The sequence below is a fragment of the Spiroplasma endosymbiont of Amphimallon solstitiale genome (assembly GCF_964030965.1).
In the GTDB taxonomy this organism is placed as follows: Bacteria; Bacillota_I; Bacilli_A; order Mycoplasmatales; family VBWQ01; genus Spiroplasma_E.
In genome coordinates, this window is record NZ_OZ034999.1 from 1 (window position 1) to 26,298 (window position 26,298).

Below are 26,298 nucleotides of genomic sequence, written 5' to 3' on the forward strand. Positions count from 1 at the left end.
TGAATGACACTGATAATAAACGAGAAAACTTTCAAAATATTTGAAATAAAGTTAGAAATTTTCTTCAATATGATGAAATGATTGATCCAAGTATTTTTAATAACTATATTAAAAACACTTATATTTATGATATTTTTGAAAATAAATGTTTAATTATTGTTGATTCACTATTCGCAAAAGAAATTTTAACTAAAAATATAACATTTAAAGTTAAAGAAATTTTGGAAAGAATTATTCAACAAAATCTTCAAATTGAATTTTTAGAACTTAATGAAGCAAAGAAACAAAAAATATATGTAGAAAAAGATTTTGTTGAATTTAATAAATTGCAACAAATTAAAAAACAATTTCAATTTAATAACTTTGTTAAAGGTGAATCAAATAACGATGCTTATCAAGCAGCATTTTCAATTACCATAGAACTTGGTAGGTATTGAAATCCCTTATTTATCTATGGTAATTCTGGATTAGGAAAAACACATTTACTTCATGCTATTGAAAATGAAATACTAACAAAATATAATAATCAAAAAAAAGTACTTTACTTATCTTCTGAAGAATTTGGCCGTATGGTACCAGAAATTATTAAACAAAATATTAATGATATTGAAAAATTTAAAGATTCATTTAATCAATACGATGTTCTTCTCGTTGATGATATTCAATTTTTAGCTAATCGTAGTAAAACAAATGAAATATTTTTTCATATATTTAATAGCTTTGTTAACAAACAAAAACAAATTGTTATTACATCAGATAAACATCCTGATGATTTATATGGTTTTGAAGAAAGAAATGTTTCAAGATTTCAAAGTGGTTTAAGTGTTGGTATTGATTCACCAGATTTTGAAACTTCATTAATTATTTTAAAAGAAAAAATTAAGTCTTTAAATTATGATCCAAGCATTTTTACTGAAGAATCTTTAAGTTTTATTGCTTTAAATTTTAATAGTGATGTTAGAAAATTGGAAGGAGCATTAAATAGATTAATTTTTTACAGCATTTTATATATAAAGCCTAATCATTTAATAGTGCTTGAAGACGTTATGAAAGCTTTTAAAACATCAAATACTTCATTAAAAGAAAAACTAACTATTAAAAAAATTAAAACAATTGTATCTGAATATTATAATATTCCAATCAAATTATTGATTAGTACTTCTAGAGTTAAAACAATAACAATAGCACGCCATGTAGCAATGTATTTAATAAAAACACTTTTAAATGAATCATATACAAAAATTGGTTCTGAATTTGGAGGTAAAGATCATACAACAGTAATGAATGCTTATAACAAAATTAAAAAAAATATTGAAACTAATTATGAATTTAAAAAAAATATTGAAAGATTATCACGTGAATGTTTAAAACACAATTAATCCACTATTTTAATCATAAATTATTAACATATAAAATCCTAATTTTTTACTGATTTTATAATTTAAAATTAGTTATTCACATTAATCCACATTATAATATTATTAATAATTAAATAAATAATAGTAATTAATATATATAATATATAATTAATTATTAATGTTTAAAAATGGGAGATATTTATGAAAATCGAAATCAAAAGTTCTATATTATTCAAAATAATAAAAAAAATAATAAAAATAACAATTTCTAATAACAATTACGAAGAATTATCTTGTTTTTTATTAGAAGTTGAAAAAGAAAAAATAATTTTAACCGCATCTAATGGTAATTTATCATTAAAATATGAACTAAATAATAATGAAAAATATTTAAAAATATTAAATATTGGTTCAGTATTAATTAATACTAAAATTATTTATGATATTTTTAGTAAATTAGAAGATGAATGAATTTTATTTGAACTTAAAATTAATAACTTAATTATTAGTAATTTTAAAAATGATAATAATGATTTTATCTTCAAATTAAGTACGTTGACAATTGAAAAATTTCCAAAAATTAACTTTAATAAAAATATTAAAAATAAAGTATCTTTTAATAAAAGTTTGTTGCAAAATATAAATGAACAAATTGCTTTTGCAACAAATACAAACAATAATAAACCAGCATTAAGTGGAATTAATTTTAAATTTAATGATCAAAAGTTATTTGTTACAGCAACTGATGGATATTGTTTAGCAAAAAAGTGATTTTCTTTTGAAGAAAAATTAGAATTTAATAATAAAGAATTTAATATTCCAGTTCATTTATTAAATGAAATTGATAAAATTACTAGTGATTTAAATTCAAATATAAATTTTTATTTTGAAAATGATTATAATTTAATTATTGAAATTGAAAATTTTTTATTTCAAACACGAATGATTGAAGGTACTTATCCAAATACGGATGATATTATTAAAAATATTATAGAAAAAGAAAAAAATATTATTGAAATTAATAACGTTAGAGAATTTTTAAAAATTATTGAATTATCAATAATTTTAGCAAAAAAAGATACTTCACCTATGATTCAATTTTGAATCAATGTGGAAAAAAATGATTTTAAAATTAATTGTTTATCTAATAATGATAGTATAGGTGAAGTAATTGAACAATTTAAAAAATTTCATATTGTAAAATCTAAAAGTTTAAAAGAAGAAATAAAAGTAGTTTTTAATTCAAAATTAATTATTAATGCTTTAAAATCTTTTAATAAATGTAAAAAAGTAAATTTGAAAATTTCTTGACCAAAAAATTATACAATTATTGATAGTGAAGAAGAAACTGGGTTATTACAACTAGTTTTACCAATTGGAGAAAAATAATATGATATAACTAAAATAGTTATTTTTAATTAATAAGCTAAGAAAAGGTAAAAAATAATGAAGAAGAAATTACAATTGTTAAGTATGTTTACTATTTTAATTTTTACTAATTTAAATATAATTGCTTGTAAAAATAAGCAAGATAGTATTAGTGAATTTTATGTTTTAGGGGATAGTTTATCAGATACTGGTGCAGGAACATTTGCACAAAATCAATATTTAGAAAATAGTAATAGTAAATTTAAACATTTTCAATTAGATAAACCTTATTATAATAATTGTTGAAGTAGTAATAAAGTAGCTTCACAATTAATTGCTGAAAAATTAAATATTAATTTTAAACCTAGCTGATTATTTAACATCAATGGTAAAACATTTCAAAGTTTGGGTAATAATTATGCTTATGGAGGAGAAGTTGCCTTTAATTTTGTAGAAAAGTAATGATACATGATAAAGTGTTATTTTTAGAGAATTTTTACACTAAATAATGTTACTTTTAACAAATTTTTAATTAAAAATAATATTTTAAGTGTAAATTGATGAATAATTTTTGGTCATCCATACTTTTCTACATAATTAAAAGAAGTTGCTGATAGCAGTGATAATAATTTAGATATTATTAAAACTTTTGATTTGTCTCATCAAACACAAATGTTGTTATTACAACATTCTTTACAAAAAAAGATGTTATTTGAATAGAAATGGGAGCTAATGATATTGGTAATTTAATGAATAAAACAGATCCTATTATTATTAACAGTAAAATTAATAATGTAATAAATGAAGAAAAAAAGCAATAAAATTATTAATTAAAAATGGTGCAAAAAAATTATTATTAGTGATGTTCCTGACTTAACATTAACACCAAAAATTAAAAAGATATTACATAATAATCAACAAAAAATACAAATAGCACGTAAAACATGTATTGAATATCAAAAACAATGAAAAAAAATGACCTGAATTGTAAAATTAAAAAGGACACTTATATAAAAATTAAATTGTGTTAATTCTATAATTAAGAAAAGAAAGGAATTAGCACAATGTATAAGTATCTGACTATTGAATCAATAATAGCAATAAAAGAATATAAAAGTTATGGATTTTCGATTCGTAAAATAGCAAAAGCCATTGATTATAGTAAATCAACTGTACATAGAGTTTGTAGATTATTAAATCAAAACTTATTACCATTAGAAATATTGAATAAAATTCAAAAAAATAAACAAAATGCAGGTAGAAAATTAATAATTTTAACTTTAATAGAAATTAATACTATTAATCATTTGTTAATTACTAAAAATTATGCTCTTGATATAATTGCTAATTTTTTAAAGGAAAATAAAATAAAAAGTATTTCAACAAAAACTTTATATAACATGTTTAAAACAAATCGAATGGGTTTTGATGAAAATAACTTATTGAGAAAAGGAAAAAATAAACCTCACAAACAAAAAGAAACTAGGGGCAGAATTAATAATTGTAAGTCTATTCATGAAAGAAATTTAATCATTCCTAATATTAAAAATATAGAAGAATTTGGTCATTTAGAGGGTGATACTATCATTGGTAAAGATCATAAAAGTTCTATTATTACTTTAGCTGATATATGATCAAAAACCACAATTCCTTTAGCAACTAAAAATAATAAATCAGAAAATATTACAAAAAGTATAATAAAATTTATTTCAAAGTTACAAAAAGGAACAGTTAAAACTATTACTTTTGATCGTGGTAAAGAATTTAGTAAATGAAAATTAATCGAAAAAAATTGTAATGTTAAGATTTATTTTGCAGATCCTGGTAAACCTTGTCAAAGAGGTTTAAATGAAAATAATAATGGTATTTTAAGAAGATATTTACCAAAATCTACAGATCTATCTTCATATAAACAAAAAGATTTAAATACTATAGCATTTCAAATTAATTCTACACCCAGAAAATCACTATCTTATAAAAGACCAATAGATTTAATACAATTATTTTAAAAAACTGTCCCATTTATATTTACAATTCAGGTGATATTAAAAATGAAAATAATTTATAAAAATATTATTACACCTTTTTTTCTTTCAAGAGAATTAGCAACTGATATGAATAATTTTAAAAATAAAATTCCAGATGGAATTGTTGAAACTAGTGCTATAATTTGTAAAATGATGTCTAAAGAAACAAAATATTCTTATAAACCAGTTTTTAATTCTGGAGTTAATGAAAGTAATTTAAATAAATATTTTTATTTTGATGAATTTCATCCAGGTATGTGATTTGATCAACAAATGGCAAATAGTATTATTAATTTAATAGAAAATTTTAAATAGATTTTTTGTTAAATATTTTTAAAAAAGTAATTTATTATTTTTGAATAAAGATTTTTTAATTTTTTCTTTTAAAAAAATTATGTTGTTTTAAATCAAAAAAAATGTATAATTTATACATAAAATGTAAAATAATATGCTTATTTTAAAGAATAAAAAGTCTTTTTTTGAATTTATTTTTGAAATTTTAAATATTTTCATTAATTTAATAATGAAAATATTTAATGATGAAAGAGAGTGAAAATAGTGAGCACAAGGACTCCAAATGATTATAATGCTAACTCAATTCAAGTTTTAGAAGGACTAGAAGCAGTTAGAAAACGACCTGGAATGTATATTGGTTCCACTGCAGAAAGAGGATTACATCACTTAGTTTGAGAAATAGTTGATAATGCTGTTGATGAAGTTATTGCTGGTTTTTGTACAAAAATTTCTGTAACTATTACTAAAAATAATGAAATATTAGTAAAAGATAATGGTCGAGGTATTCCTACTGATATACATCCAAAGACTAATATTTCAACAGTAGAAACGGTTTTTACTACATTACATGCTGGTGGAAAATTTGATAATGGTTCTTATAAAGTATCAGGTGGTTTACATGGTGTTGGTGCTTCAGTAGTAAATGCTTTAAGTAAGTATTTGGAAGTTACTATTTACCGTGATGGTAATATTTTTTTTCAAAAATATATTGAAGGTGGTAAACCAGAATTACCATTGGCAATTATTGGACAAAGTGATAAAAATGGAACAACTGTTTTATTTAAACCTGATGAAAGTATTTTTACTGAAACTGTAAATTTTAGTTTTATAATAATTAAAACAAGGTTAAGACAACTTGCTTTTTTAAATAAAGGTTTAACTATTCAAGTTATTGATGAACGTGAAAATAAAGAAGAAACTTTTTGTTATGAAGGGGGCATTAAAGAATATGTTGCCTTTTTAAATAATAAATTTGAACCTTTAAAACATGAAATTATTTATGGAGAGTTTGAAATAAATGGTATAAACACAGAAATAGCTTTTCAATATAATGAAAGTGAAGAATCTCAAATATTTTCATTTTGTAATAATATTAATACACCTGAAGGTGGAACACATGAAGATGGTTTTCGTTTAGCATTAACAAGAGAATTGAATTCTTATGCGAAAAAAAATAATCTTTTAAAAAATAATGATGAAACATTTACTGGCGATGATGTTAAAGAAGGAATTTTAGCAATTATTTCAGTTCAACATCCTAATCCACAATATGAAGGGCAAACTAAAACAAAACTTGGTAATTCTGAAGTTAGAAAAATTGTTTCTAATGTAACTGGAAAAATAATTAATAAATTTTTATTGGAAAACCCTGCTGAAGCAAAAATTATTATTAACAAAGTTATTTTATCAGTAAGTGCACGTTTAGCATCTAAAAAAGCACGTGAGAATATTATGACTTCGAGAAAAAATCCTTTACAATTTTCTAATTTACCAGGTAAATTAGCAGATTGTTCTTCTAAAGATCCAACTAAAACAGAAGTTTTTCTTGTCGAAGGTGAGTCAGCTGGTGGAACTGCAAAGTTGGGAAGAAGTAGAGAAATTCAAGCAATTTTACCATTAAGAGGGAAAATAATTAATGTTGAAAAAGCACGACTTTTAAAAGTTTTTTCTGACGAAGAAATAAATAATCTTATTATTTCCTTTGGCTGTGGTGTTGGTAAAGAATTTAATATTACTAAATTACGTTATCATAAAATTATTATTATGACTGATGCTGATGTTGATGGTTCACATATTAAAACATTATTATTAACATTTTTTTATCGTTACATGCGTCCCTTAATTGATGCTGGTTATATATATATAGCTCAGCCTCCTTTATACAAATTTTATAGTGGTAAATTTATTAAATATGCATATAATGATCAAGAATTGCAAGAAATTAAAGATAATTTTAATGGAACTAATTTTAACATTCAACGTTATAAAGGTTTAGGAGAAATGAATGCCACACAACTATGAGAAACAACTATGGATCCACAACATAGAATTTTATTACAAGTAAGTATTGATGATGCTTCAGAAGCAGATGAAACTTTTTCAATATTGATGGGGAAAGATGTATTTCCACGAAAAGAATTTATTCAAGAAAATGCTAAATATGTAAAAAACATTGATGCTTAAAAGTTAATAAAATAAAATTAGGAGTTTATATATGAGCGAAATAACTAAAAAAAATGAAACATTTATTTCTAATAAATATGTTCGTAATATATCTGATGAAATGAGAACTAGTTTTTTAGAATATTCAATGTCAGTTATTGTTTCAAGAGCTTTACCAGATGCAAGAGATGGATTGAAACCAGTACATCGTCGAATTTTATATTCTTTAGCAATTTTAGGTATGACATATGATAAACCTTATAAAAAAGCAGCACGTATTGTTGGAGAATGTATTGGAAAATTTCATCCTCATGGTGATATTGCAGTTTATGAAACAATGGTAAGAATGGCACAAGAATTTAATTATCGTTATCCTTTAGCTGATGGCCAAGGTAATTTTGGTTCAATTGATGGTGATAGTGCTGCTGCTATGAGATATACTGAAGTTAGAATGAGTAAAATAGCAGGAGAGTTGGTTAAAGATTTAAATAAAAATACAGTTACTTTTGTTGAAAATTATGATGGTGCTGAAAAAGAACCTAGTGTTTTACCAGCTTATTTTCCTAATTTATTAGTTAATGGAACAACAGGTATTGCTGTTGGAATGGCAACAAGTATTCCGCCACATAACTTAAGAGAAATAGTTGATGCAATTATTTTTGTAGCTCAAAATCCTGATTGTGATATTATGGAAATATTAGATATTGTTAAAGGACCTGACTTTCCTACAGGTGCAATGATTTTAGGTGTAAATTCATTTAAAAATGCTTATTTAAACGGAAGATCAACAATAACAGTTCGTAGTAAAACTAAAGTTGAAAAATTATCAAATGGTAAGCCTGCAATTATTGTTGAAGAAATACCTTATCAAACTAATAAAACTAATTTAATAAATAATATAGTTAAAGCAGTTCAAGAAAAAAAAGTAAATTATATAACTGATTTGCGAGATGAATCTAATCGTGAAGGAATAAGATTAGTATTAGAAATTAAAAATATTGATTATGCTGAACTTATTTTAAATCAACTATATAAATTTACTTCATTACAGACAACGTTCACAATAAATTTATTAGCATTACATAATAAACAACCTAAAGTAATGAATTTAAAAGAAATGATTGAAATTTATATTGAACATCAAATTGAAATTATTCTTAATAAATCTAATTTTGAATTAAAAAAATATGAACATCAATATCATATTATTTTTGGTCTTGTTAAAGCATTACAAAATATTGATGAAATTATTAAAATAATTAAGGAATCAAAGAAAACAGAAGAAGCATTAACTAATTTACAGAATAAATTTGAATTTTCTGAAAAACAAGCTAAAGCTATTTTAGAAATGAAACTGCAACGTTTAACAGATTTAGAACAAGAAAAATTAAATAATGAATTATCATTTATTAATGAAGAAATTATTCGATTAAGAACTTTAATTAATGAACCTTCTAAGCAAATAGAATTAATGATTTCTCAGTTAACAACAATTAAAGAAAATTATGGTGATGATAGAAGAACTGAAATTATTGAAAATTATGAAGGTGAAATTATTGATGAAGCTTTAATTAAAGAAGAACAGGTGGTTATAACGCTTTCAAAAAGTGGTTATATTAAACGTTTACCTTTAGATACATATAGAACTCAACATCGTGGTGGTGTTGGTGTTAAAGGTGCTGGTGGCACTGATATTAATACTGATGATATTGATAAAGTTTTAATTACTTCAACTCATTCTGATTTGTTAATATTTAGTAATAAAGGGAAAGTTTATCGAATTCGTGCTCATAAGGTGCCAAATTATTCAAGAACAGCTAAAGGAACACCAATTGTTAATTTAATAGCAACAGAAAAAAATGAGACTATTAAAACAATAATTGCTATATCAGAAGATTATGATATAAATGCTAATTTATTTTTTGTTACTAAAAAAGGAATTATTAAACGTTCAACTTTAGATCAATTTAAATCTATTTACCAAAATGGTAAAATAGCTATTAAATTGCGTTCAAATGATCAATTAGTAGATGTGCTGAAAACTACAGGTAATAATGAAATAATTATTGCTGTGGCTAATGGACGAGCAGTTAGAATCAATGAAAATCAAGTTAGAGTAATGTCAAGAATAGCCAGCGGAGTAAAAGGAATAGATACAAAAGGTACTCATGTTATTGGAATGTGTTCTAATCAAGATGGTGATTTAGTTGTCTCTATTAGTGAGAAAGGTTATGGAAAAATATCACGATTTGAAGAATATCGTTTAGCAAATCGTGGTGGTAAAGGTGTAATTTCAATGAAATTAGCTCAAAAAACAGGAAAATTAATTGGTATAAATTCAATAAATAACACTAATAACACTAATAATAGTAATGATTTATTAATTATGACTTTAAAAGGTACAGTTATTAGATTTTCTTTAGAAGATATAAGAACTACAAGTAGAAATACTATAGGTGTTAAATTAATTAGATTTAAAACAGAAAATGATGCAATTTCTTCAATTGTAACAATCCCAGTCACTAAAGAAAAAACTATTTTTATTGATTAATTTAAGAGGTGCTAAAATGATTGATATAGAAAAAATACGTAATAATTTGGAAAAAACTATTAATAAAATAGAAACAAGGGGCCAAAGCTATAAAAATGAAATAAATAAAATTTTTAATTTAGATTTAGAAATAAGAACTTTAAAAACAAAAAATCAAAAATTAGAAGAAACAAGAAATAAGCAATCTAAACAAATTGGTGAATTATTAAAAAATAAAAAAAATGATCAAATAAAAAAAATTAAAGATGATATGATTATTTTAAAAGAAAAAATTATAAAAAATAATTTAAAAATTGTAGATTTAGAAGATAAAATATATGAATTACAATTAGTAATTCCTAATATACCACATTTTTCAGTTCCACAAGGAAACGATGAAACTAATAATCAAGAAGTTAAAAAATGAGGGAAAATTATTAAAAAAAATAGTAAACCACACTGAGAAATTGCTGAAAAATTAAATATAATTGATTTTTCAAAAGCAACTAAATTAAGTGGTACTAGATTTATTATGTATAAAAATAAAGGTGCTTTATTAGTTAGAGCATTAATGAATTTTATGATTGATTCTCATTTAAAAAATGGTTATTCTGAATTTTTACCACCATTAATTATTAATAAAGAAAACTTATTTGGTACAGGGCAACTTCCTAAATTTAAAGATGATTTATTTCAATTAAATAATGAACAGTATTTAATTCCAACAGCAGAAGTTCCTTTAACAAATATTTATCGTAATGAAATTATTAATTTTTCTGAATTACCAATAAAAATGTGTGCTTATACACCATGTTTTCGTTCAGAAGTGGGTTCTGCTGGTAGAGATACAAGAGGAATAATTAGATTACATCAATTTAATAAAGTAGAATTAGTTCAAATTGTTGATCCTGAAAAATCTTATGATGCCCTTGAAGAGTTAACTAAAAATGCTGAATTAATTTTACAAAAATTAGATATTCCTTATAGAGTTATTAATTTATGTAGTGGTGATATTGGTTTTAGTGCTGCTAAAACTTATGATTTAGAATTATGATTACCTTCTCAAATGTGTTATCGTGAGGTTTCTTCATGTAGTAATTGTGAAGATTTTCAAGCAAGAAGAATGGAAACTAGAGTTAGTCAAGATAATAAGAAAGTAGTTCCACATACACTAAATGGATCGGGATTAGCTATTGATCGAGTTGTTGCAGCAATTTTAGAAAATTTTTATGTTGAAGAAGATAATGTTGTAAATATACCTATTGTTTTACAACCTTATATGAATAATTTAAAAACTATTTAATTTATAATGTTTCACGTGAAACATTATAAATTAAAAAAAATGTATTTTTTTATAAAAAAAATTGTTATAATTAATAATGCCACTGCAACAATTACATTCGAACCGGGTCAGGACCGAAAGGTAGCAGCCATAAGGATTAGGATTGTGTGCGGTGGTTTTATTTTGAAAAATAAAAAAGAGGTTTCTTTAAATGAAAAAACAAAATTACATGGAAATTGCCTTAAAGCTTGCTAAAAAAGCTGCTATTAATGGTGATGTTCCAATTGGAGCAATTATTGTTGATGAAAATGATAATATTATTGGTAGAGGATTTAACAAAAAGGAAAAAGACAAAGATCCAATTCAACATGCGGAAATTATTGCAATAAAAAAAGCATGTAAAAAAATTAATAATTGACGTTTGTTAAATTGTACTATTTATACAACATTAGAACCATGTTTAATGTGTGTAGGTGCTTTGTTACAAACAAGAATAAAACATATTGTTTTTGCTTTAAAAGATAGTAAGTTTGGATGCGTTGAATCACTCTATAATTTAACATTAGATAAAAGATTTAATCATCGTAGTGAATATACTTATTCTTTAAACTTAGATAGTAAAGAAATGTTACAAAGTTTTTTTGGAGAAATTCGTAATTTATAATAATTGTTTTTATAACAAATTTTATAAAAAATTGTTAGGATAAATATAGGTGATTTAAATGAAACATAAATCTTTTTATAGAAAGTACCGACCAAATTCTTTTTCAGAAATAATTAGTCAGGATAATATTGTAAGAATATTAAAAAATTCTATTTTAAATAATAGTTTTAATCATGCTTATTTATTTTCAGGCTCAAAAGGTACAGGAAAAACATCAACGGCTAAAATATTTGCTAAAGCAATTAATTGTCAAAATAACATTGATGGAGATGCATGTAATACTTGTGAAAATTGTATAAACATTAGTTCAAATAATTGTATTGATATTTTAGAAATTGATGGTGCTTCCAATAATGGTGTTGATGAAATAAGAAGTATTAGAGATAATATTAACTTATTACCGATGAATTTTAAATATAAAGTTTATATTATTGATGAAGTTCATATGTTAACAACTTCTGCTTTTAACGCATTATTAAAAACCTTAGAAGAACCACCACAACATATTATTTTTATTTTAGCAACAACAGAACCATATAAAGTAATTCCAACTATAATTTCTCGTTGTTTATGATTTGAATTTAAAAAAATTAATGTAAATGAAACTAAAAAACATTTTATTGATGTTTTAACAAAAGAAAAAATTAATTTTGAGGTTGAAGCAGTAGAGGAATTAGCAATATTGAGCGAAGGCTCTTTACGTGATGGTTTAAATTATTTAGAAAAAACATTTAATTATGGTAATAATATAACACTTAAAAATGTTGAAAAAATATTTTCTGTTTTATCAACAAAAAATAAAATATTATTTTTAATTAATATATTTAATTGTAATATTGAGCAAGTAATAAAACAATTAACATTATTTGATGAATATACTATTCAATATAAAAAAAATATTATTGATTTTATTTACATTCTTGAAGAAATATTAATTTATGCTATTACTAAAAAAACAGAATTACTTAAAATGATAAATATTCACCAAGTAAATATTTTTTCTGAAGTAGTAAAATCTGATTTACTTTTAATTTTGAATTCATTTAATGAAATTTTAATTCAAGAAGATGTTGATGATTTAAAACCAATATTAATACTAAAAATATTAAATTTAATTAAAAATTTTGAGAATAAATATTCATTAAATTATTTAGAAAAAACAAAAATATCTATTATGAATATAGAAAATAAAAGTATAAATTTAAATAGTAAAGATGAAATAACAAAAATTTTAAAAAAAAGCGAAATAGATAAAAATAATGAAGAATTAATTTCAATTTTAGTAAAAGAAGAAAATACTAATATTAAAGAAAAAGAAATTTTTGATGTACCAACTGTGAAAAATTTAAAAAATGATGAGATAATTGATAAAGCCATTAATTTAATTTTACAAGCTGATAAAAATATTAGAAAAGAAGTTAGTGAAAAGTGAAAAAATATTTCTAAATTTATTAATGATAATAAATTTAGAAACATAACTAAAGTTTATATAAATACTATTATTGCGGCAGCATCTACTAATGGCATTATTATTATTACCAAAAATATTATTCAATCTGATTTAATAAATCAAAGTTTTTTAAGTAAAGAACATAGAGAATTTTTAAATATTTTATTAGAAAATGAATATATGATTTATGCCCTTGATAAAAATCAATGACAGGAAACAAGAAAAAAATATCAAGAGTTACTAACAAAAAAAATATTACCAAAACCAGTAGATATTGTAATATCAAAACCTGTAATTGAGTCATTTACCAATGTAGATAGAGATCCGACTTTAAATTTTATTAAAAAAATATTTACTGAAATTGAAGAAATATAAAAATATGAGGTGAAAAATATGGATATGAAAAGAATGTTAGCACAAGCACAAGCAATTCAAGGAAAGTTAACAAAATTTAAAAAAGAAGAATTTACTTTTTCTGATATTGATGGTTTGGTTAAAATTATTATAACAGGTGGACGTAAACTAGTTTCAATTAATATTGAAGGATTATTAAAAGAAGCAGAAAATGATTATTCAAGTATTAATGATATGTTACAAACAGAACTAAATAAAGCATTAAAACAAATAGATGAAAAAGAAAAAAATATTGCTGGCAAGTTTTAGAAGAGTTTAGTAATTTTAGCATAGAAAGAGGTAGAAAAATGTTATTTATTACCTTTGAAGGGCCAGAAGGTGCAGGTAAAACTACAGTTTTAAAAATGATTAAAGAACAATTAAAACAAGATGGTTTTGATGTTATTATTACGAGAGAACCAGGTGGTAGCGAAATTTCTGAACAAATAAGACAAGTTATTTTAAATAAAGAAAATACATTAATGGATCCATGAACAGAAGTTTTGCTTTATATTGCAGCTAGAAGACAACATTTAATTGAAAAAGTTCTGCCAAATAAAAACAGTAATAAAATCATTATTTCTGATCGTTTTTCTGACTCAACTTTAGCATATCAGGGTTATGCTAGAAATTTAGATATTGATAAAATAAATCTTATTCAAAAACTTATTTTTGAAGATTATCAACCTGATTTGACAGTTTTATTTGATATTAAACCAGAAACAGGTTTACAACGAATTTTATTAAGAAAAGGTGAAAAATTGAATAGATTAGATGAAGAAACAATAGAATTTCATCAAAAAGTATATAATGGTTATAAAAAAATTGCTATTAGTAATCCAAATCGCGTTCATACAATAAATGCTAATTTATCAGAAAAAAAAGTTTTTAATAGTGTTTATGAACTAATCATAAATTTAGTTGAAGAAAAAGGTTTTAAAGAAAAAAAAATCAAAATTAGAGGATCTAATGAAGGAAAATAATGTAATTTTATTTGAAAATGAAGAATCAGAAAATTTTTCTATTTTTGCAATGGAAAATATTCCACAGGTAATTTTATTGTATTCGAAAAATAAAATATTAAATATAAATGTTAGTAATAAGTTAATAAAAAAAATTGTTTGTAAAAATAATAATCAATTAAAAAAATGTACTGAAGAAAATATGTGTCAAAATTGTTTTAAAATTAAAACTAATAGTTATTTTGATTTTAAAAAATTTGATTTTAGTAAAAATAATATTATGAATAAAAATATTGTTTTAGAAATTATTAATGATTTTTTTAAAACTAATTTAGAAAAAGATGCTAATAAAATTTATTTAATAAATCAAATTGAATTTTCTTCAACTTCAGCCTCAAATGTTATGCTTAAAACTTTAGAAGAATTATCTAAAAATATTTATGTAATTTTTACTACCACTAATATTAATCAAATACTCCCTACTATTAAATCTCGTTGTCAATTGATAAATTGTTCAAAAGAAAATGATATATTTGTTAGTAACAATTATGATGATGAACAATTATTAATATTAAAAATATTTTCAAATACTACTTTTTTGACAGATGAAAGCAGTAAACTTAAATTAAAAAAATATATTGAAATTATTAAACAATTTATTATTAATGATAATGATAAAAAGGTTAACAATCAACTTTTGAATAAAAAAATAGTTAGTTTAAAAGAAGAAATTATTTACTTTTTTAGATTTTTTAATTTAGTAGTTTTTAATAAATTAACTTTTCTTTTATTTAAAAAGTATGATTTTAATAATTTTTTTATTGAAAGTTTAGTTAATTTATGAAAAAATAGTAATTTAAAAAACATAGCCTATATTTTAGAACAAATTTCATTTACAATTACTAAATTAAAATTTAATGTTAACTTAAATTTATTAATAAATTCTTTTCTTATTAAGGTAAGTGATAATTAAACTATGGAAAGTACAAAAAAGATTTTAATTTTAAATCAAGATGATAAAAAAATTAAACTTATTCAAAGAAAAGATATGTTTTGTGTTTCTTTGGATACTATTTTATTAAGTAATTTTATTAAAATAAAACCTAGTACTAAAACAATAATTGATTTTGGAACTAATAATGCTGTTATTCCAATAATTTTAGCTGCAAAATTTCAAGGAAAAGTAATTGGTATTGAAATTCAAGAGCCAGCTGTTGAACTTGCTTTAGAAAATATAAAACTTAATGATTTAGAAAAAAGAATTGTCATTGTTCATGAAGACATAAAAATTTATGCTCAAAGAGAAAAAGAAAAAGTTGATTTAATTGTATGCAATCCACCTTTTTTTCCTTTATGAGATAAAAGCAAAGTAAAAGCACAACCTTTAAAAATTGCAGCAAGACATGAAGTATATATTAATTTAGAGGAGATTATTGCTAGCGCAAGTAAATTATTAAAAGACAAAGGGCGATTGGTTATGATAAATAGTGTAGAAAGAATAAACGAAACGCTGCTTTTATTAAAAAAATATCAAATTATACCTAAAAAATTACAAATAGTTTATCCTAAAATTAATCAGGCTGCCAATGTTTTTTTAATTGAAGCAGGATTTTTAGCGAAAGAAGGAATGATTGTTTTGCCACCATTGATTTGTCATAATGAAAATAATACTTATATTGATGAAATAGCAAAGTGATATAAATAATCTTAATATAAGTGTAAGGTTAGGTGTTTAAAATGAATATTAATTGATTAAATAAACTTAATAAAAAAATAACTTACTTATTAGCTGTATCAGGTGGTCCAGATAGTATGTTTTTATTAGATAATTTAGTACGTAATAAGTTTAAAATTATTGTTTGTCATGTTAATTATCATAAACGTTGAAGTAGTAATGTTGATGAGCAAATTGTTCGAGAATATTGTACAAATAATAAAATAACTTTAGAAGTAAAAAATATTAAAGAAGAGGAATACAATAAAAAACAAAATTTTCAAAGTCAAGCACGTGTACTTAGATATGATTTTTTTAATGAAATTGCTCAAAAATATCAAGTTTATAATCTTGTTGTAGCACATCATATTTACGATTTACTTGAAACATATATTATTCAAAAACAGCGCAAGGCAATAGTTTCTTATTATGGATTAAAATTTAAAACAACATATAAATCTTTATCGGTTTATCGTCCAATGTTAGAATTAAAAAAAGAAGATATTATTGACTATTTAACTTTGTATCATATTAAATATGGATTTGATGAAACAAATGAATTAATTATTTATGAAAGAAATAGAATTAGACAACAACAAATTAATAAACTTACTGATTTTGATATTAATTTAATGTTAAGTGAAATTAAAGAATTAAATAGTGAACAAGAGTTACTGAAAGATGAACTTGAAGTAATTTACAATACCATTATTAATGATGATGTGCTTGCTATTAATGAATTTAAAAAATATGAATTTAAATTACAACAAATGATTATCTATGAATTTTTAAGCCAATATGATGAAGAATTAGTTTTATCTTTAAAAAAGGCTAAAATTAAAGAAATAGTTAGAGTTTTAACTAAATCTAGTAAACCAAATATTACTATTTGTATTTCTGAAAATACTTGAGTTATTAAAGAATATAATTTTGCATATATTAGTGAAAAAAATGAACCAAAACAATTTAGTTATAAAATTTCTAAAATAAATAACTATAATTTTAAGGAAATTACTATTTCTAAAACTGAACCAACAGGTGGTGAATTTCAAGCTTTATATATTAATAAATCAGATTTTCCATTAACAATTAGAACTAATAATGGTGAAGAAGAAATTGAAACACCATTTGGTACAAAAAAAATTAATCGTTTATTTATTGATAATAAAATTCCATATCGTGAACGTCTTATATGACCAGTAATCATAAATTCAAGCGGAAAAGTAGTGGCAATTCCAAAATTATCAGTAAATAAAAACAATATTAGTGAGAAACCTAATTTGTATGTGCTAAAATATTATGGTATTATTTAAGAAAATAAATTAGAAATTAAACGTAGGTGAAAAAATAATGCAAACGCGAATTAAAATTAATTGAATGATTGTTGCACTATTCGTTGCTTTTTTAGTATTTGTTGGAATTTTATTGTGATATTTTTTAAGAGGTAATGCTTTAACTTTAGATCAATTTCAATTAGAAACATTACTTAGAGATGGTAAACTCCCTGGTAATAGTAGTGACACTGTTAGCAAAATTGATGGAGTACAAGTTCAATTTTTTGATCATACTACTTATATTACAGGTTTTTTAGGAATTAATGGTAAGGTAAAACGATTTGAAGCGACAGTTTCTGGAACTGCTACAGGTGGTTTTTATCATGATGTTATTGAAAAATTATTCAGAAAAGATAAAGAGGGTAAAGGCTTTGATATTAACCCCACAATTATTAGTGAATTAGTTCCGTTTTGAAAAACATTTTTAATTAGTATGTTTCCAATATTAGTATTAGTTGGTGGTTCATTTTGATTATTTTCTAAAATGAATAAAATGGGTGCTGGTGGTGGCATGAGTCCTTTTTCAATGGGAAAAAGTCGTGCTAAGATTAGAACATCAGATACTAGATTTACTGATGTTGCTGGTATTAAAGAAGAAAAATTGGAATTAGAAGAAGTTGTTCATTTTTTAAAGTTTCCACAAAAATATGCACAAATGGGTGCAAGAGTGCCAAAAGGAGTTCTTCTTGTAGGACCTCCTGGTACTGGTAAGACTTTATTAGCAAAAGCAGTTGCTGGTGAAGCAGGTGTTCCTTTCTTTTCAATTTCTGGTTCTGAATTTGAAGAAGTTTTTGTTGGAGTTGGAGCTTCAAGAATTAGAGAAATGTTTACTACTGCTAAAAAAAGTGCTCCTTGTATTATTTTTATTGATGAAATTGATGCAGTAGGAAGAAAACGTGCCTCAGTTTCAACTGCAACTAATGAACAAACTTTAAACCAATTATTAGTTGAAATGGATGGATTTGAAACTAACTTGGGAGTTATTATTATGGCTGCTACTAACCGTGCTGATGTACTTGATGAAGCGTTATTACGTCCAGGTAGATTTGATCGTCAAATTTCTTTAAGTTGACCTGATATTAAAGAACGTGAAGCAATTTTACGATTACATGCTCGTAATAAAAATATTTCGCCAAAAGTTAATTTTCAAAGAATAGCAGAGAGAACGCCAGGATTTAGTGGTGCACAATTAGAAAATGTATTAAATGAAGCAACGTTGTTAGCTGTTCGTCATAATAAAACAGTTATTGGTTTAGTAGAAATTGATGAAGCTATTGATAGAGTTGTTGGTGGACCTGCTAAAACTTCAAGAGTAATTACTGATATGGATAAAAAAATAGTATCATATCACGAAGCTGGACATGCTCTTATTGGTTTAAAACTAGAATATGCTTCTAAAGTTCAAAAAGTTACAATAATACCACGTGGACAAGCAGGTGGATATACTATTATGACTCCTAAAGAAGATACTATGTTTTATTCAAAAGTACATTTAAGAGCAACTATTACTGGTTATTTAGGTGGTCGCGCTTCAGAAGAAATTATGTTTGGTAATGCAAATATTACTACTGGTGCTCATGATGATTTAGAAAAAGCAACAAATATTGCCAGAAAAATGATAACTGAATATGGAATGTCATCTGAATTAGGATTAGTTCAATTTGAAAGTCCACGTAATGAGTATTCACCTTTTGCAGCAAATAAGTTTTCTGATGATATTGCATCTAAAATTGATGGAGAAATTAAAAAATTATTAGATGTTTGTTATATTGAAGCAGTAGCAACAATTAAAAAACATAAAGATACATTAGAATTAATTGCTAAATCATTAATGACTTTAGAAACAATTACTGCTGAACAAATAGAATATATTGATAAATATAATAAATTACCAATTGAAGTAATAGAAATGCAAAAAGAAATGCAAAAAAATAGTAAAAATCCTTCCAAAGAGGATAATGAATCAAGTGATAAAAAGGAAGATAATAATTCAGGAACTGATGATGATGATACAATATCAGTTGTTCCTAAGAAGAAATAATTAAATTATTATAATAAAAAAACAAAACTTACTATTTTAATATTTTCGATAATGTGTAAGTTTTGTTTTATTTTCTTTTTTTATTTGGTAAATATAATATAAAAAGTAATAAGGAGAAAAACAATGTTGGAAAAACATGAATTAGTAGAAAAAATATTATTAAGTACTGATGTAATTAATAATAAAATTATTGAACTTGCAAAATCAGTTAATAGTTATTATAAAGATAATAAAGAGCCCATTATTTTAGTAGGGATATTAAGAGGATGTTTACCTTTTTTATCACAATTTATGTTAAATCTTAAGATTGATTGTTTGGTTGATTTTATGTATGTAGAGTCATATTTAGGACAAACAAAGGCGGTAAATAAACCAAAAATAAGAATGGATGTTATTAATAATGTTAAGGGTCGTGATTTATTAATTGTTGAAGATATTATTGATTCAGGTAATTCGTTATTTAAAATTCGTGATCATTTACAAGAACTTGGAGCAAAATCGGTAAAAATAATTACTCTATTAGATAAGAAATCTAAAAGAGTTGCTAAAATTGAAGCTGATTGATATGGTTTTGAAGTTGCTGATCATTTTTTAGTGGGATATGGTCTTGATTATGATGAAAAATTGAGAAACTTACCTTATGTTGGTATTGCTGACCTTAATAAAATTGCAATTTTAGAAAAATGTAAAAAAAGTAGTTAAGTAAATAAGTTTAGAAGTTAATAATAATATTAAAATTTTTATTTTTTAATATAGTTCAAATATAATTAGCATTATTTTATTATGATAAAATTATACTATTAGCATTTTTTAAGTTGTATAAGAATATTGGAGTTATAATGAGCAATCTTTTTGTTAATGTTTTAAGAGGAATCAAGAAAAGATTATTACAATATTTAGGTATTATAATACTATTAGTTATTGTAATTTCTACTCTTTCTGCACTTTATAGTACAGCGTCAAGAGCTGAATCAGGTTTTTATACAGTATTAAACAATAGTGGTAAATATGACTATCGTATTAATTTACAATTATTAAATAATTATAAAGATACTGCTACTGCAACATCAAGAATCCAAACAATTATCAAAAAACAATTTAAAGATCATCCACAAGAACGAGAAATTGATGAACAGATAGATGAAATTAAAGAAAATAATCTTAGAAATAATAGTTTTCCTACCCTTCCTTCGGGAGTAGATATTAATAAAGATTTTGAAAATTATTTGTTAAACTGAGGATTAAGTTATCAAGGAATATTATTTAATGATATTTTAGAAAACGAAGTTAAAGATGATGAAATTTATAATTTGCAACATTATGAACTTGCTAAATCATTTTTTAAAACTTTTGATTATGAAAACGTTATTTCTTTTAAAAAAATTTATTATTCATTAGAAAATGGATTTTATACTTCAGAAAAAAGTGAATCTTTTGATTTTGCTCCAAAAAGAAATAATATTAATGAAGTTTATATTTCCGAAGGTATTAAACCTATTAATCCATTAGAAATAGTAATCAATCCTGAATTTGCACGTATTAATAATATTAAATTAAATGATTATATAACAGTTATTGATAAAGTTGAAAAGTTAAAAGTTGTTGGTTTTGGTTACGCTTATTGGGGAATTACTGGTAGTCGTACTGCAACAAATCCTAATCCGACATCTGAAAATACAAGTCCTGTTTATATGACAAATCAATGGTTTAATAATTTAATAAAAGATTCTACATTTAGAACTAATTTAAATAATATATTTTTATTAAAAGTTAACAATAACGATAATTATTTTGTTAGTAAGTTAGAAGAACTTTTAATTAAAACTTTTAGTTTTAGTTTTGGTTCAATTATTAGTAGTGATAGTGAAGATATTCGCTCAGGGCAAATTTTAGAGAGTTTTAAAATGGAAAATATAATGTTTACAGCAATTACTCTTGTAGTATTATTAGTTATTATTTTTATCATTATGTCATATGTTAGAAAAGAAATTGATTTACAAAAACCACAGATAGGATTATTAAAAGCCCTTGGTTATAGTAATTTTCAAATTGCTATTAGTTTTGTAATTTTAATATTTTTGATAACATTCATTTCTAGTATTATTGGTTTAGGTATTGGTCTAGGATTACAAATATGATTTAATTCGTTAAATAACATTGGTTTTTTTATGCCATTACCAATACTATTTTTTAGTTGGATAGTATTTATTGTAAGTTTAATAATTATTCCTATTATTTTTATAGTAATTAGTTATATACAATCAGAAACAAAATTACGCGTTAGTCCATTATTATTAATTTATGATAGACCAAGTAATTCAAGTTCTAAACTAATTTCAGTTTTAAAATACCCCTTTCGTTATTGACCATTTAAACAACGTTTAGCAATTGCTTTCACTCTAAAATCGGTTGGAAAACTATTTTTAGTATTTTTTACTTTTATTTTTGTTAGTTTTTTATTACTATTTCAAAGTTCAGCTACTGATTTATTTGATAATAAAATAAACAATTTATATGGATATTACAATAAAGATGTTAAATGAAATACATCAACTTCATCAATGTATACATATACTAATGATTCTAATTTAAGTATTGATAAGCAGGTTTTTGATTGAGTTTCAGAAAAAGATATTGCGAAAGATAAAGAAACCGGTACTAATAAATATCATCAATGAGTAGCTGATGATTTTCATATTGATAATGATAGTAAAGCTAAAAAAATTGAAAGTGTTATTATTAATAATAATTTTAAAGATTATTTTATGAATAGCGAAGAAATTAATATCCTTTATCAAAAAACTAAGACCAAATCTGATTGTGAAGATTTTATTAATCCAAAAAAGATAATACCTGAACCATTAATGGAAATTATTTGTCAAAATATTCATCAAATATTTAATTATATTTCAACAAATACAGGTATTAATCCAGAAATAAACCCGTTGCCTGGTATTAGTTTAGGTTTAAATATTTATAATAATAAGTATTATACAACTATTGAAATAAATTTAAGACCTCCTAATGAATGAAAAGGACATAATCAAGGTCGCATGCTCGCAAAAAAAATTAAAGCAATAGGACTTTATAATGATCCATATCAAGATTTAGTTTGAAAAAATTGATTTAACTTTAAAGAAGCAAAAAATCGTGATATTGATCCTATTTTTAATAATTCTCATAATTTACAAGCACAAAAAGTTACTTATACTGATAATCAAGGACAAAATATAACAACTACAGCTTATATTTTACCAGCAGTTATTTCAAAAACATTATCAATTTTAAATGATTATAAAATTGATGATCACTTTTTAATGTTAGCAAGTTGATATAATTATACAATTCCAGTAATTTATCAAGTTAAAGGAATTATTGAAAATAATTTAGACAATTCGAATGTTTATATTAATCTTGATGATTTACGAATATCTATTGGATTAATAAAACCTTCCCCGTCAGAAGATCCAAAACCAATATCAGATTCTTTTAATCATTGATTATCTAAAGAGAGCAATATTTTTCCATTAAATTATATAAATATTTTGCAACCATCTGCAGAATATACTAAAGAACAAATGTTAGCAAAAAATTTAGAACCTATTAATAAAATACCTTTTATTAATGATTTAGTTAAAAGATTATTAGTTGAAATATTTGATGGAATTAGAACAATTATAAATATTACAAAAATTTTAACATTATTTGCTGTAGCTTTTGTATTGGTAATTATCGTTAATATGATTTTAGATAATAATTTATTAATTATTGCAATGATGAAATCTTTGGGTTATCGTGTAAATGAAATTAACAGATTGATTATTGGCTCCTATATTATTGCTTTATTGATTGCTTTTATTTTAGGTACTATTATTTCTTATGTTGTGTGAAATATTATTACTTTAATTATTGCAACTAAAGCAGGCGTTGTTTTTAATGTGGCTGCTAATCTAGTTACAATTTTATCTTGCTTTGGAATGGTATTTTTAATAATGGTTATTGGCTATGCTGTTGGGTTATATTTAATTAAATACAAACCAGTAACAGCTTTATTACAAGGAAGTTAAAATATTTTTTAAGCATTTCTATATAAATAAGGTAAAGTAATTGATAAAATGAGTGTGTTATTTATAAAAGCATGGAATTAAAAAGGAGAAATGATTATGAAAAAAGATAATAAGGAAATTAAAAAAGATGATAAAGACATTGGAAGTAAACAAGTAACCAAAAATAAGTTAGAATCTAGTTTTACAAAGAAGTCAGTATCTAAAAATGAAGGTGCAATACCACCAGTAACCCATAAATCTCATGATAAACCAGAATCAAAGGAAGAAATAGAAGCTAATAAAGCCAAATTTCAAGCTTTTAAAGATAATCAAAAAGCAATTAAAAAGTTAACAAAAACTCATTCAAAAGAAATTTTAGCAGGTAAAATTATATCAATGACTAATAATACTCCTGATACTCAAACTAATGTTATTGAATTATTTGATGTTAAAAAATCTTACTTAACTGGAGACTTAGAATATGAAGTATTAAAAGGAGTTAATTTAAAAATTAAATTAGGTGATTTTGTTGTTATCTTAGGACCATCGGGAAGTGGTAAGACAACATTATTAAATATTATTTCGGGATTGGATAAACCTAATACTGGTGATGTTTTTGTGGCGGGATACAATTTATCTTTATTAAAAGATAGTCATTTAACTAAATTTAGACGAGATAATGTTGGTTTTATTTTTCAACAATACAATTTATTAACTAACTTAACTGCTCGTGAAAATGCTGAAGTTGGTGAAAATCTTGCTAAAAATAAAAATAAAAATATGAGTATTGATGATATTTTTCAAGTTATTGAAATGGATGAACATATGAATAAGTTTCCAAGTCAATTATCAGGTGGACAACAACAAAGAGTATCGATTGGTAGAGCACTAGCAAAAAATCCGACAATTTTATTTTGTGATGAGCCAACAGGAGCACTTGATGAGGAAATGGGGCGTAAGGTGTTAGAGATTTTATTGGATGTTAATCGAGAATATAAAACATCAATTATTATGGTTACTCATAATCCTAACTTCCAATATGTTGCAAATACTGTTATTAACGTTAAAAATGGTAAAATTATTAGTGTAAAGAATAATGAAAAACCAATGAAACCAAGTGAAATAAATTGAAGTTAATATTATTAATTAAATAAACTAACAAATTGTTAATAGAAAAAATATCATAACAAAGGGAGGGAGTAAATTATTCGGTTGGTGATACCTTATTCTAATAAATATTTATCTATTAAAATAAAATTCCTAAGAAAAAGATAAATTTATCTTTTTTAATTAATTTAATCATAACATAAAAGTAATAATTTACAATACAAAAAATAATAATTCGCAAATTATTTAATAAATTTATTTTAAATTATTGATTTTTACTTTAAATTTTAGACAAAACATTGTGCCTGGTGAGCAACATTTTTATTTAACCTGAATTGTAAAATTAAAAAGGACACTTATATAAAAATTAAATTGTGTTAATTCTATAATTAAGAAAAGAAAGGAATTAGCACAATGTATAAGTATCTGACTATTGAATCAATATTAGCAATAAAAGAATATAAAAGTTATGGATTTTCGATTCGTAAAATAGCAAAAGCCATTGATTATAGTAAATCAACTGTACATAGAGTTTGTAGATTATTAAATCAAAACTTATTACCATTAGAAATATTGAATAAAATTCAAAAAAATAAACAAAATGCAGGTAGAAAATTAATAATTTTAACTTTAATAGAAATTAATACTATTAATCATTTGTTAATTACTAAAAATTATGCTCTTGATATAATTGCTAATTTTTTAAAGGAAAATAAAATAAAAAGTATTTCAACAAAAACTTTATATAACATGTTTAAAACAAATCGAATGGGTTTTGATGAAAATAACTTATTGAGAAAAGGAAAAAATAAACCTCACAAACAAAAAGAAACTAGGGGCAGAATTAATAATTGTAAGTCTATTCATGAAAGAAATTTAATCATTCCTAATATTAAAAATATAGAAGAATTTGGTCATTTAGAGGGTGATACTATCATTGGTAAAGATCATAAAAGTTCTATTATTACTTTAGCTGATATATGATCAAAAACCACAATTCCTTTAGCAACTAAAAATAATAAATCAGAAAATATTACAAAAAGTATAATAAAATTTATTTCAAAGTTACAAAAAGGAACAGTTAAAACTATTACTTTTGATCGTGGTAAAGAATTTAGTAAATGAAAATTAATCGAAAAAAATTGTAATGTTAAGATTTATTTTGCAGATCCTGGTAAACCTTGTCAAAGAGGTTTAAATGAAAATAATAATGGTATTTTAAGAAGATATTTACCAAAATCTACAGATCTATCTTCATATAAACAAAAAGATTTAAATACTATAGCATTTCAAATTAATTCTACACCCAGAAAATCACTATCTTATAAAAGACCAATAGATTTAATACAATTATTTTAAAAAACTGTCCCATTTATATTTACAATTCAGGTATCATTAAAAATATTAACTTGATTATAATTTCTCAGATTAATCTTTTAATTATGTAGAAAAGTATGGATGACCAAAAATTATTCATCAATTTACACTTAAAATATTATTTTTAATTAAAAATTTGTTAAAAGTAACATTATTTAGTGTAAAAATTCTCTAAAAATAACACTTTA

Annotated in this window: 19 protein-coding genes, 1 other RNA gene and 1 pseudogene; all 21 read left to right on the plus strand. The window is 23.2% G+C overall.

The genetic code is table 4. The annotated features are described in order from the left end of the window. The first annotated feature begins 1,559 nt into the window (after positions 1–1,559). Positions 1,560–2,747 (plus strand): DNA polymerase III subunit beta, encoded by a 1,188-nt coding sequence (gene dnaN / locus AAHH39_RS00010; RefSeq protein WP_342218409.1) that lies wholly within the window; start codon positions 1,560–1,562, stop codon positions 2,745–2,747. Positions 2,748–2,804: 57 nt separating this feature from the next. Further along, positions 2,805–3,188, plus strand: coding sequence for a hypothetical protein (locus tag AAHH39_RS00015; RefSeq protein WP_342218411.1), 384 nt, complete (start codon positions 2,805–2,807; stop codon positions 3,186–3,188). 602 nt (positions 3,189–3,790) lie between these two features. Further along, positions 3,791–4,735 (plus strand): IS30 family transposase, encoded by a 945-nt coding sequence (locus AAHH39_RS00020; RefSeq protein WP_342217458.1) that lies wholly within the window; start codon positions 3,791–3,793, stop codon positions 4,733–4,735. Positions 4,736–4,777: 42 nt separating this feature from the next. Continuing rightward, the gene (locus AAHH39_RS00025) at positions 4,778–5,068 is read left to right on the plus strand and encodes a hypothetical protein (RefSeq protein ID WP_342218412.1); all 291 of its coding nucleotides are present in this window, start codon (positions 4,778–4,780) and stop codon (positions 5,066–5,068) included. A 240-nt stretch (positions 5,069–5,308) separates the two neighbouring features. After that, the gene (gene gyrB, locus AAHH39_RS00030; protein ID WP_425288932.1) at positions 5,309–7,231 is read left to right on the plus strand and encodes a DNA topoisomerase (ATP-hydrolyzing) subunit B; all 1,923 of its coding nucleotides are present in this window, start codon (positions 5,309–5,311) and stop codon (positions 7,229–7,231) included. Positions 7,232–7,262: 31 nt separating this feature from the next. After that, positions 7,263–9,761 (plus strand): DNA gyrase subunit A, encoded by a 2,499-nt coding sequence (gene gyrA / locus AAHH39_RS00035; protein ID WP_342218414.1) that lies wholly within the window; start codon positions 7,263–7,265, stop codon positions 9,759–9,761. A 16-nt stretch (positions 9,762–9,777) separates the two neighbouring features. Beyond that, positions 9,778–11,043, plus strand: coding sequence for a serine--tRNA ligase (serS, locus tag AAHH39_RS00040; RefSeq protein ID WP_286641700.1), 1,266 nt, complete (start codon positions 9,778–9,780; stop codon positions 11,041–11,043). Between the two features lie 71 nt (positions 11,044–11,114). Then, an RNA gene (gene ffs / locus AAHH39_RS00045) (signal recognition particle sRNA small type) lies at positions 11,115–11,209 on the plus strand. A gap of 24 nt (positions 11,210–11,233) precedes the next feature. Beyond that, complete coding sequence (locus tag AAHH39_RS00050) at positions 11,234–11,686, plus strand: nucleoside deaminase (RefSeq protein WP_342218415.1); 453 nt, start codon at positions 11,234–11,236, stop codon at positions 11,684–11,686. A gap of 58 nt (positions 11,687–11,744) precedes the next feature. Next, positions 11,745–13,511 carry a DNA polymerase III subunit gamma/tau gene (gene dnaX, locus AAHH39_RS00055; protein WP_342218416.1) on the plus strand — a complete coding sequence of 589 codons (1,767 nt, stop codon included), beginning with the start codon at positions 11,745–11,747 and terminating at the stop codon, positions 13,509–13,511. An 18-nt stretch (positions 13,512–13,529) separates the two neighbouring features. After that, complete coding sequence (locus AAHH39_RS00060) at positions 13,530–13,799, plus strand: YbaB/EbfC family nucleoid-associated protein (protein ID WP_210368440.1); 270 nt, start codon at positions 13,530–13,532, stop codon at positions 13,797–13,799. Between the two features lie 38 nt (positions 13,800–13,837). Further along, on the plus strand, positions 13,838–14,512 hold the full coding sequence (gene tmk / locus AAHH39_RS00065) for a dTMP kinase (protein WP_342218417.1): 675 nt from the start codon (positions 13,838–13,840) through the stop codon (positions 14,510–14,512). Further along, on the plus strand, positions 14,499–15,464 hold the full coding sequence (locus tag AAHH39_RS00070) for a hypothetical protein (protein ID WP_342218418.1): 966 nt from the start codon (positions 14,499–14,501) through the stop codon (positions 15,462–15,464). Before tmk ends, AAHH39_RS00070 begins: the two co-directional genes overlap by 14 nt. 3 nt (positions 15,465–15,467) lie before the next feature. Next, a complete protein-coding gene (locus AAHH39_RS00075; RefSeq protein ID WP_342218420.1) occupies positions 15,468–16,196 on the plus strand; it encodes a tRNA1(Val) (adenine(37)-N6)-methyltransferase in 729 nt (242 codons plus the stop codon). Between the two features lie 32 nt (positions 16,197–16,228). After that, positions 16,229–17,518: a tRNA lysidine(34) synthetase TilS gene (gene tilS, locus AAHH39_RS00080; RefSeq protein ID WP_342218421.1), complete on the plus strand. Its 1,290-nt coding sequence runs from the start codon at positions 16,229–16,231 to the stop codon at positions 17,516–17,518. Between the two features lie 37 nt (positions 17,519–17,555). Then, a complete protein-coding gene (gene ftsH, locus AAHH39_RS00085; protein ID WP_342218422.1) occupies positions 17,556–19,580 on the plus strand; it encodes an ATP-dependent zinc metalloprotease FtsH in 2,025 nt (674 codons plus the stop codon). A 123-nt stretch (positions 19,581–19,703) separates the two neighbouring features. Further along, positions 19,704–20,282, plus strand: a complete 579-nt coding sequence (gene hpt / locus AAHH39_RS00090) for a hypoxanthine phosphoribosyltransferase (RefSeq protein WP_342218423.1) — start codon at positions 19,704–19,706, stop codon at positions 20,280–20,282. A 137-nt stretch (positions 20,283–20,419) separates the two neighbouring features. Further along, positions 20,420–23,647 carry an ABC transporter permease gene (locus tag AAHH39_RS00095; RefSeq protein WP_342218424.1) on the plus strand — a complete coding sequence of 1,076 codons (3,228 nt, stop codon included), beginning with the start codon at positions 20,420–20,422 and terminating at the stop codon, positions 23,645–23,647. 96 nt (positions 23,648–23,743) lie between these two features. Next, positions 23,744–24,763 (plus strand): ABC transporter ATP-binding protein, encoded by a 1,020-nt coding sequence (locus AAHH39_RS00100; RefSeq protein ID WP_342218425.1) that lies wholly within the window; start codon positions 23,744–23,746, stop codon positions 24,761–24,763. A gap of 384 nt (positions 24,764–25,147) precedes the next feature. Next, positions 25,148–26,092, plus strand: a complete 945-nt coding sequence (locus AAHH39_RS00105; protein WP_342218426.1) for an IS30 family transposase — start codon at positions 25,148–25,150, stop codon at positions 26,090–26,092. Positions 26,093–26,165: 73 nt separating this feature from the next. Beyond that, positions 26,166–26,285, plus strand: a pseudogene (locus AAHH39_RS13145) (IS30 family transposase); the annotation flags it as partial. Positions 26,286–26,298 lie beyond the last annotated feature (13 nt).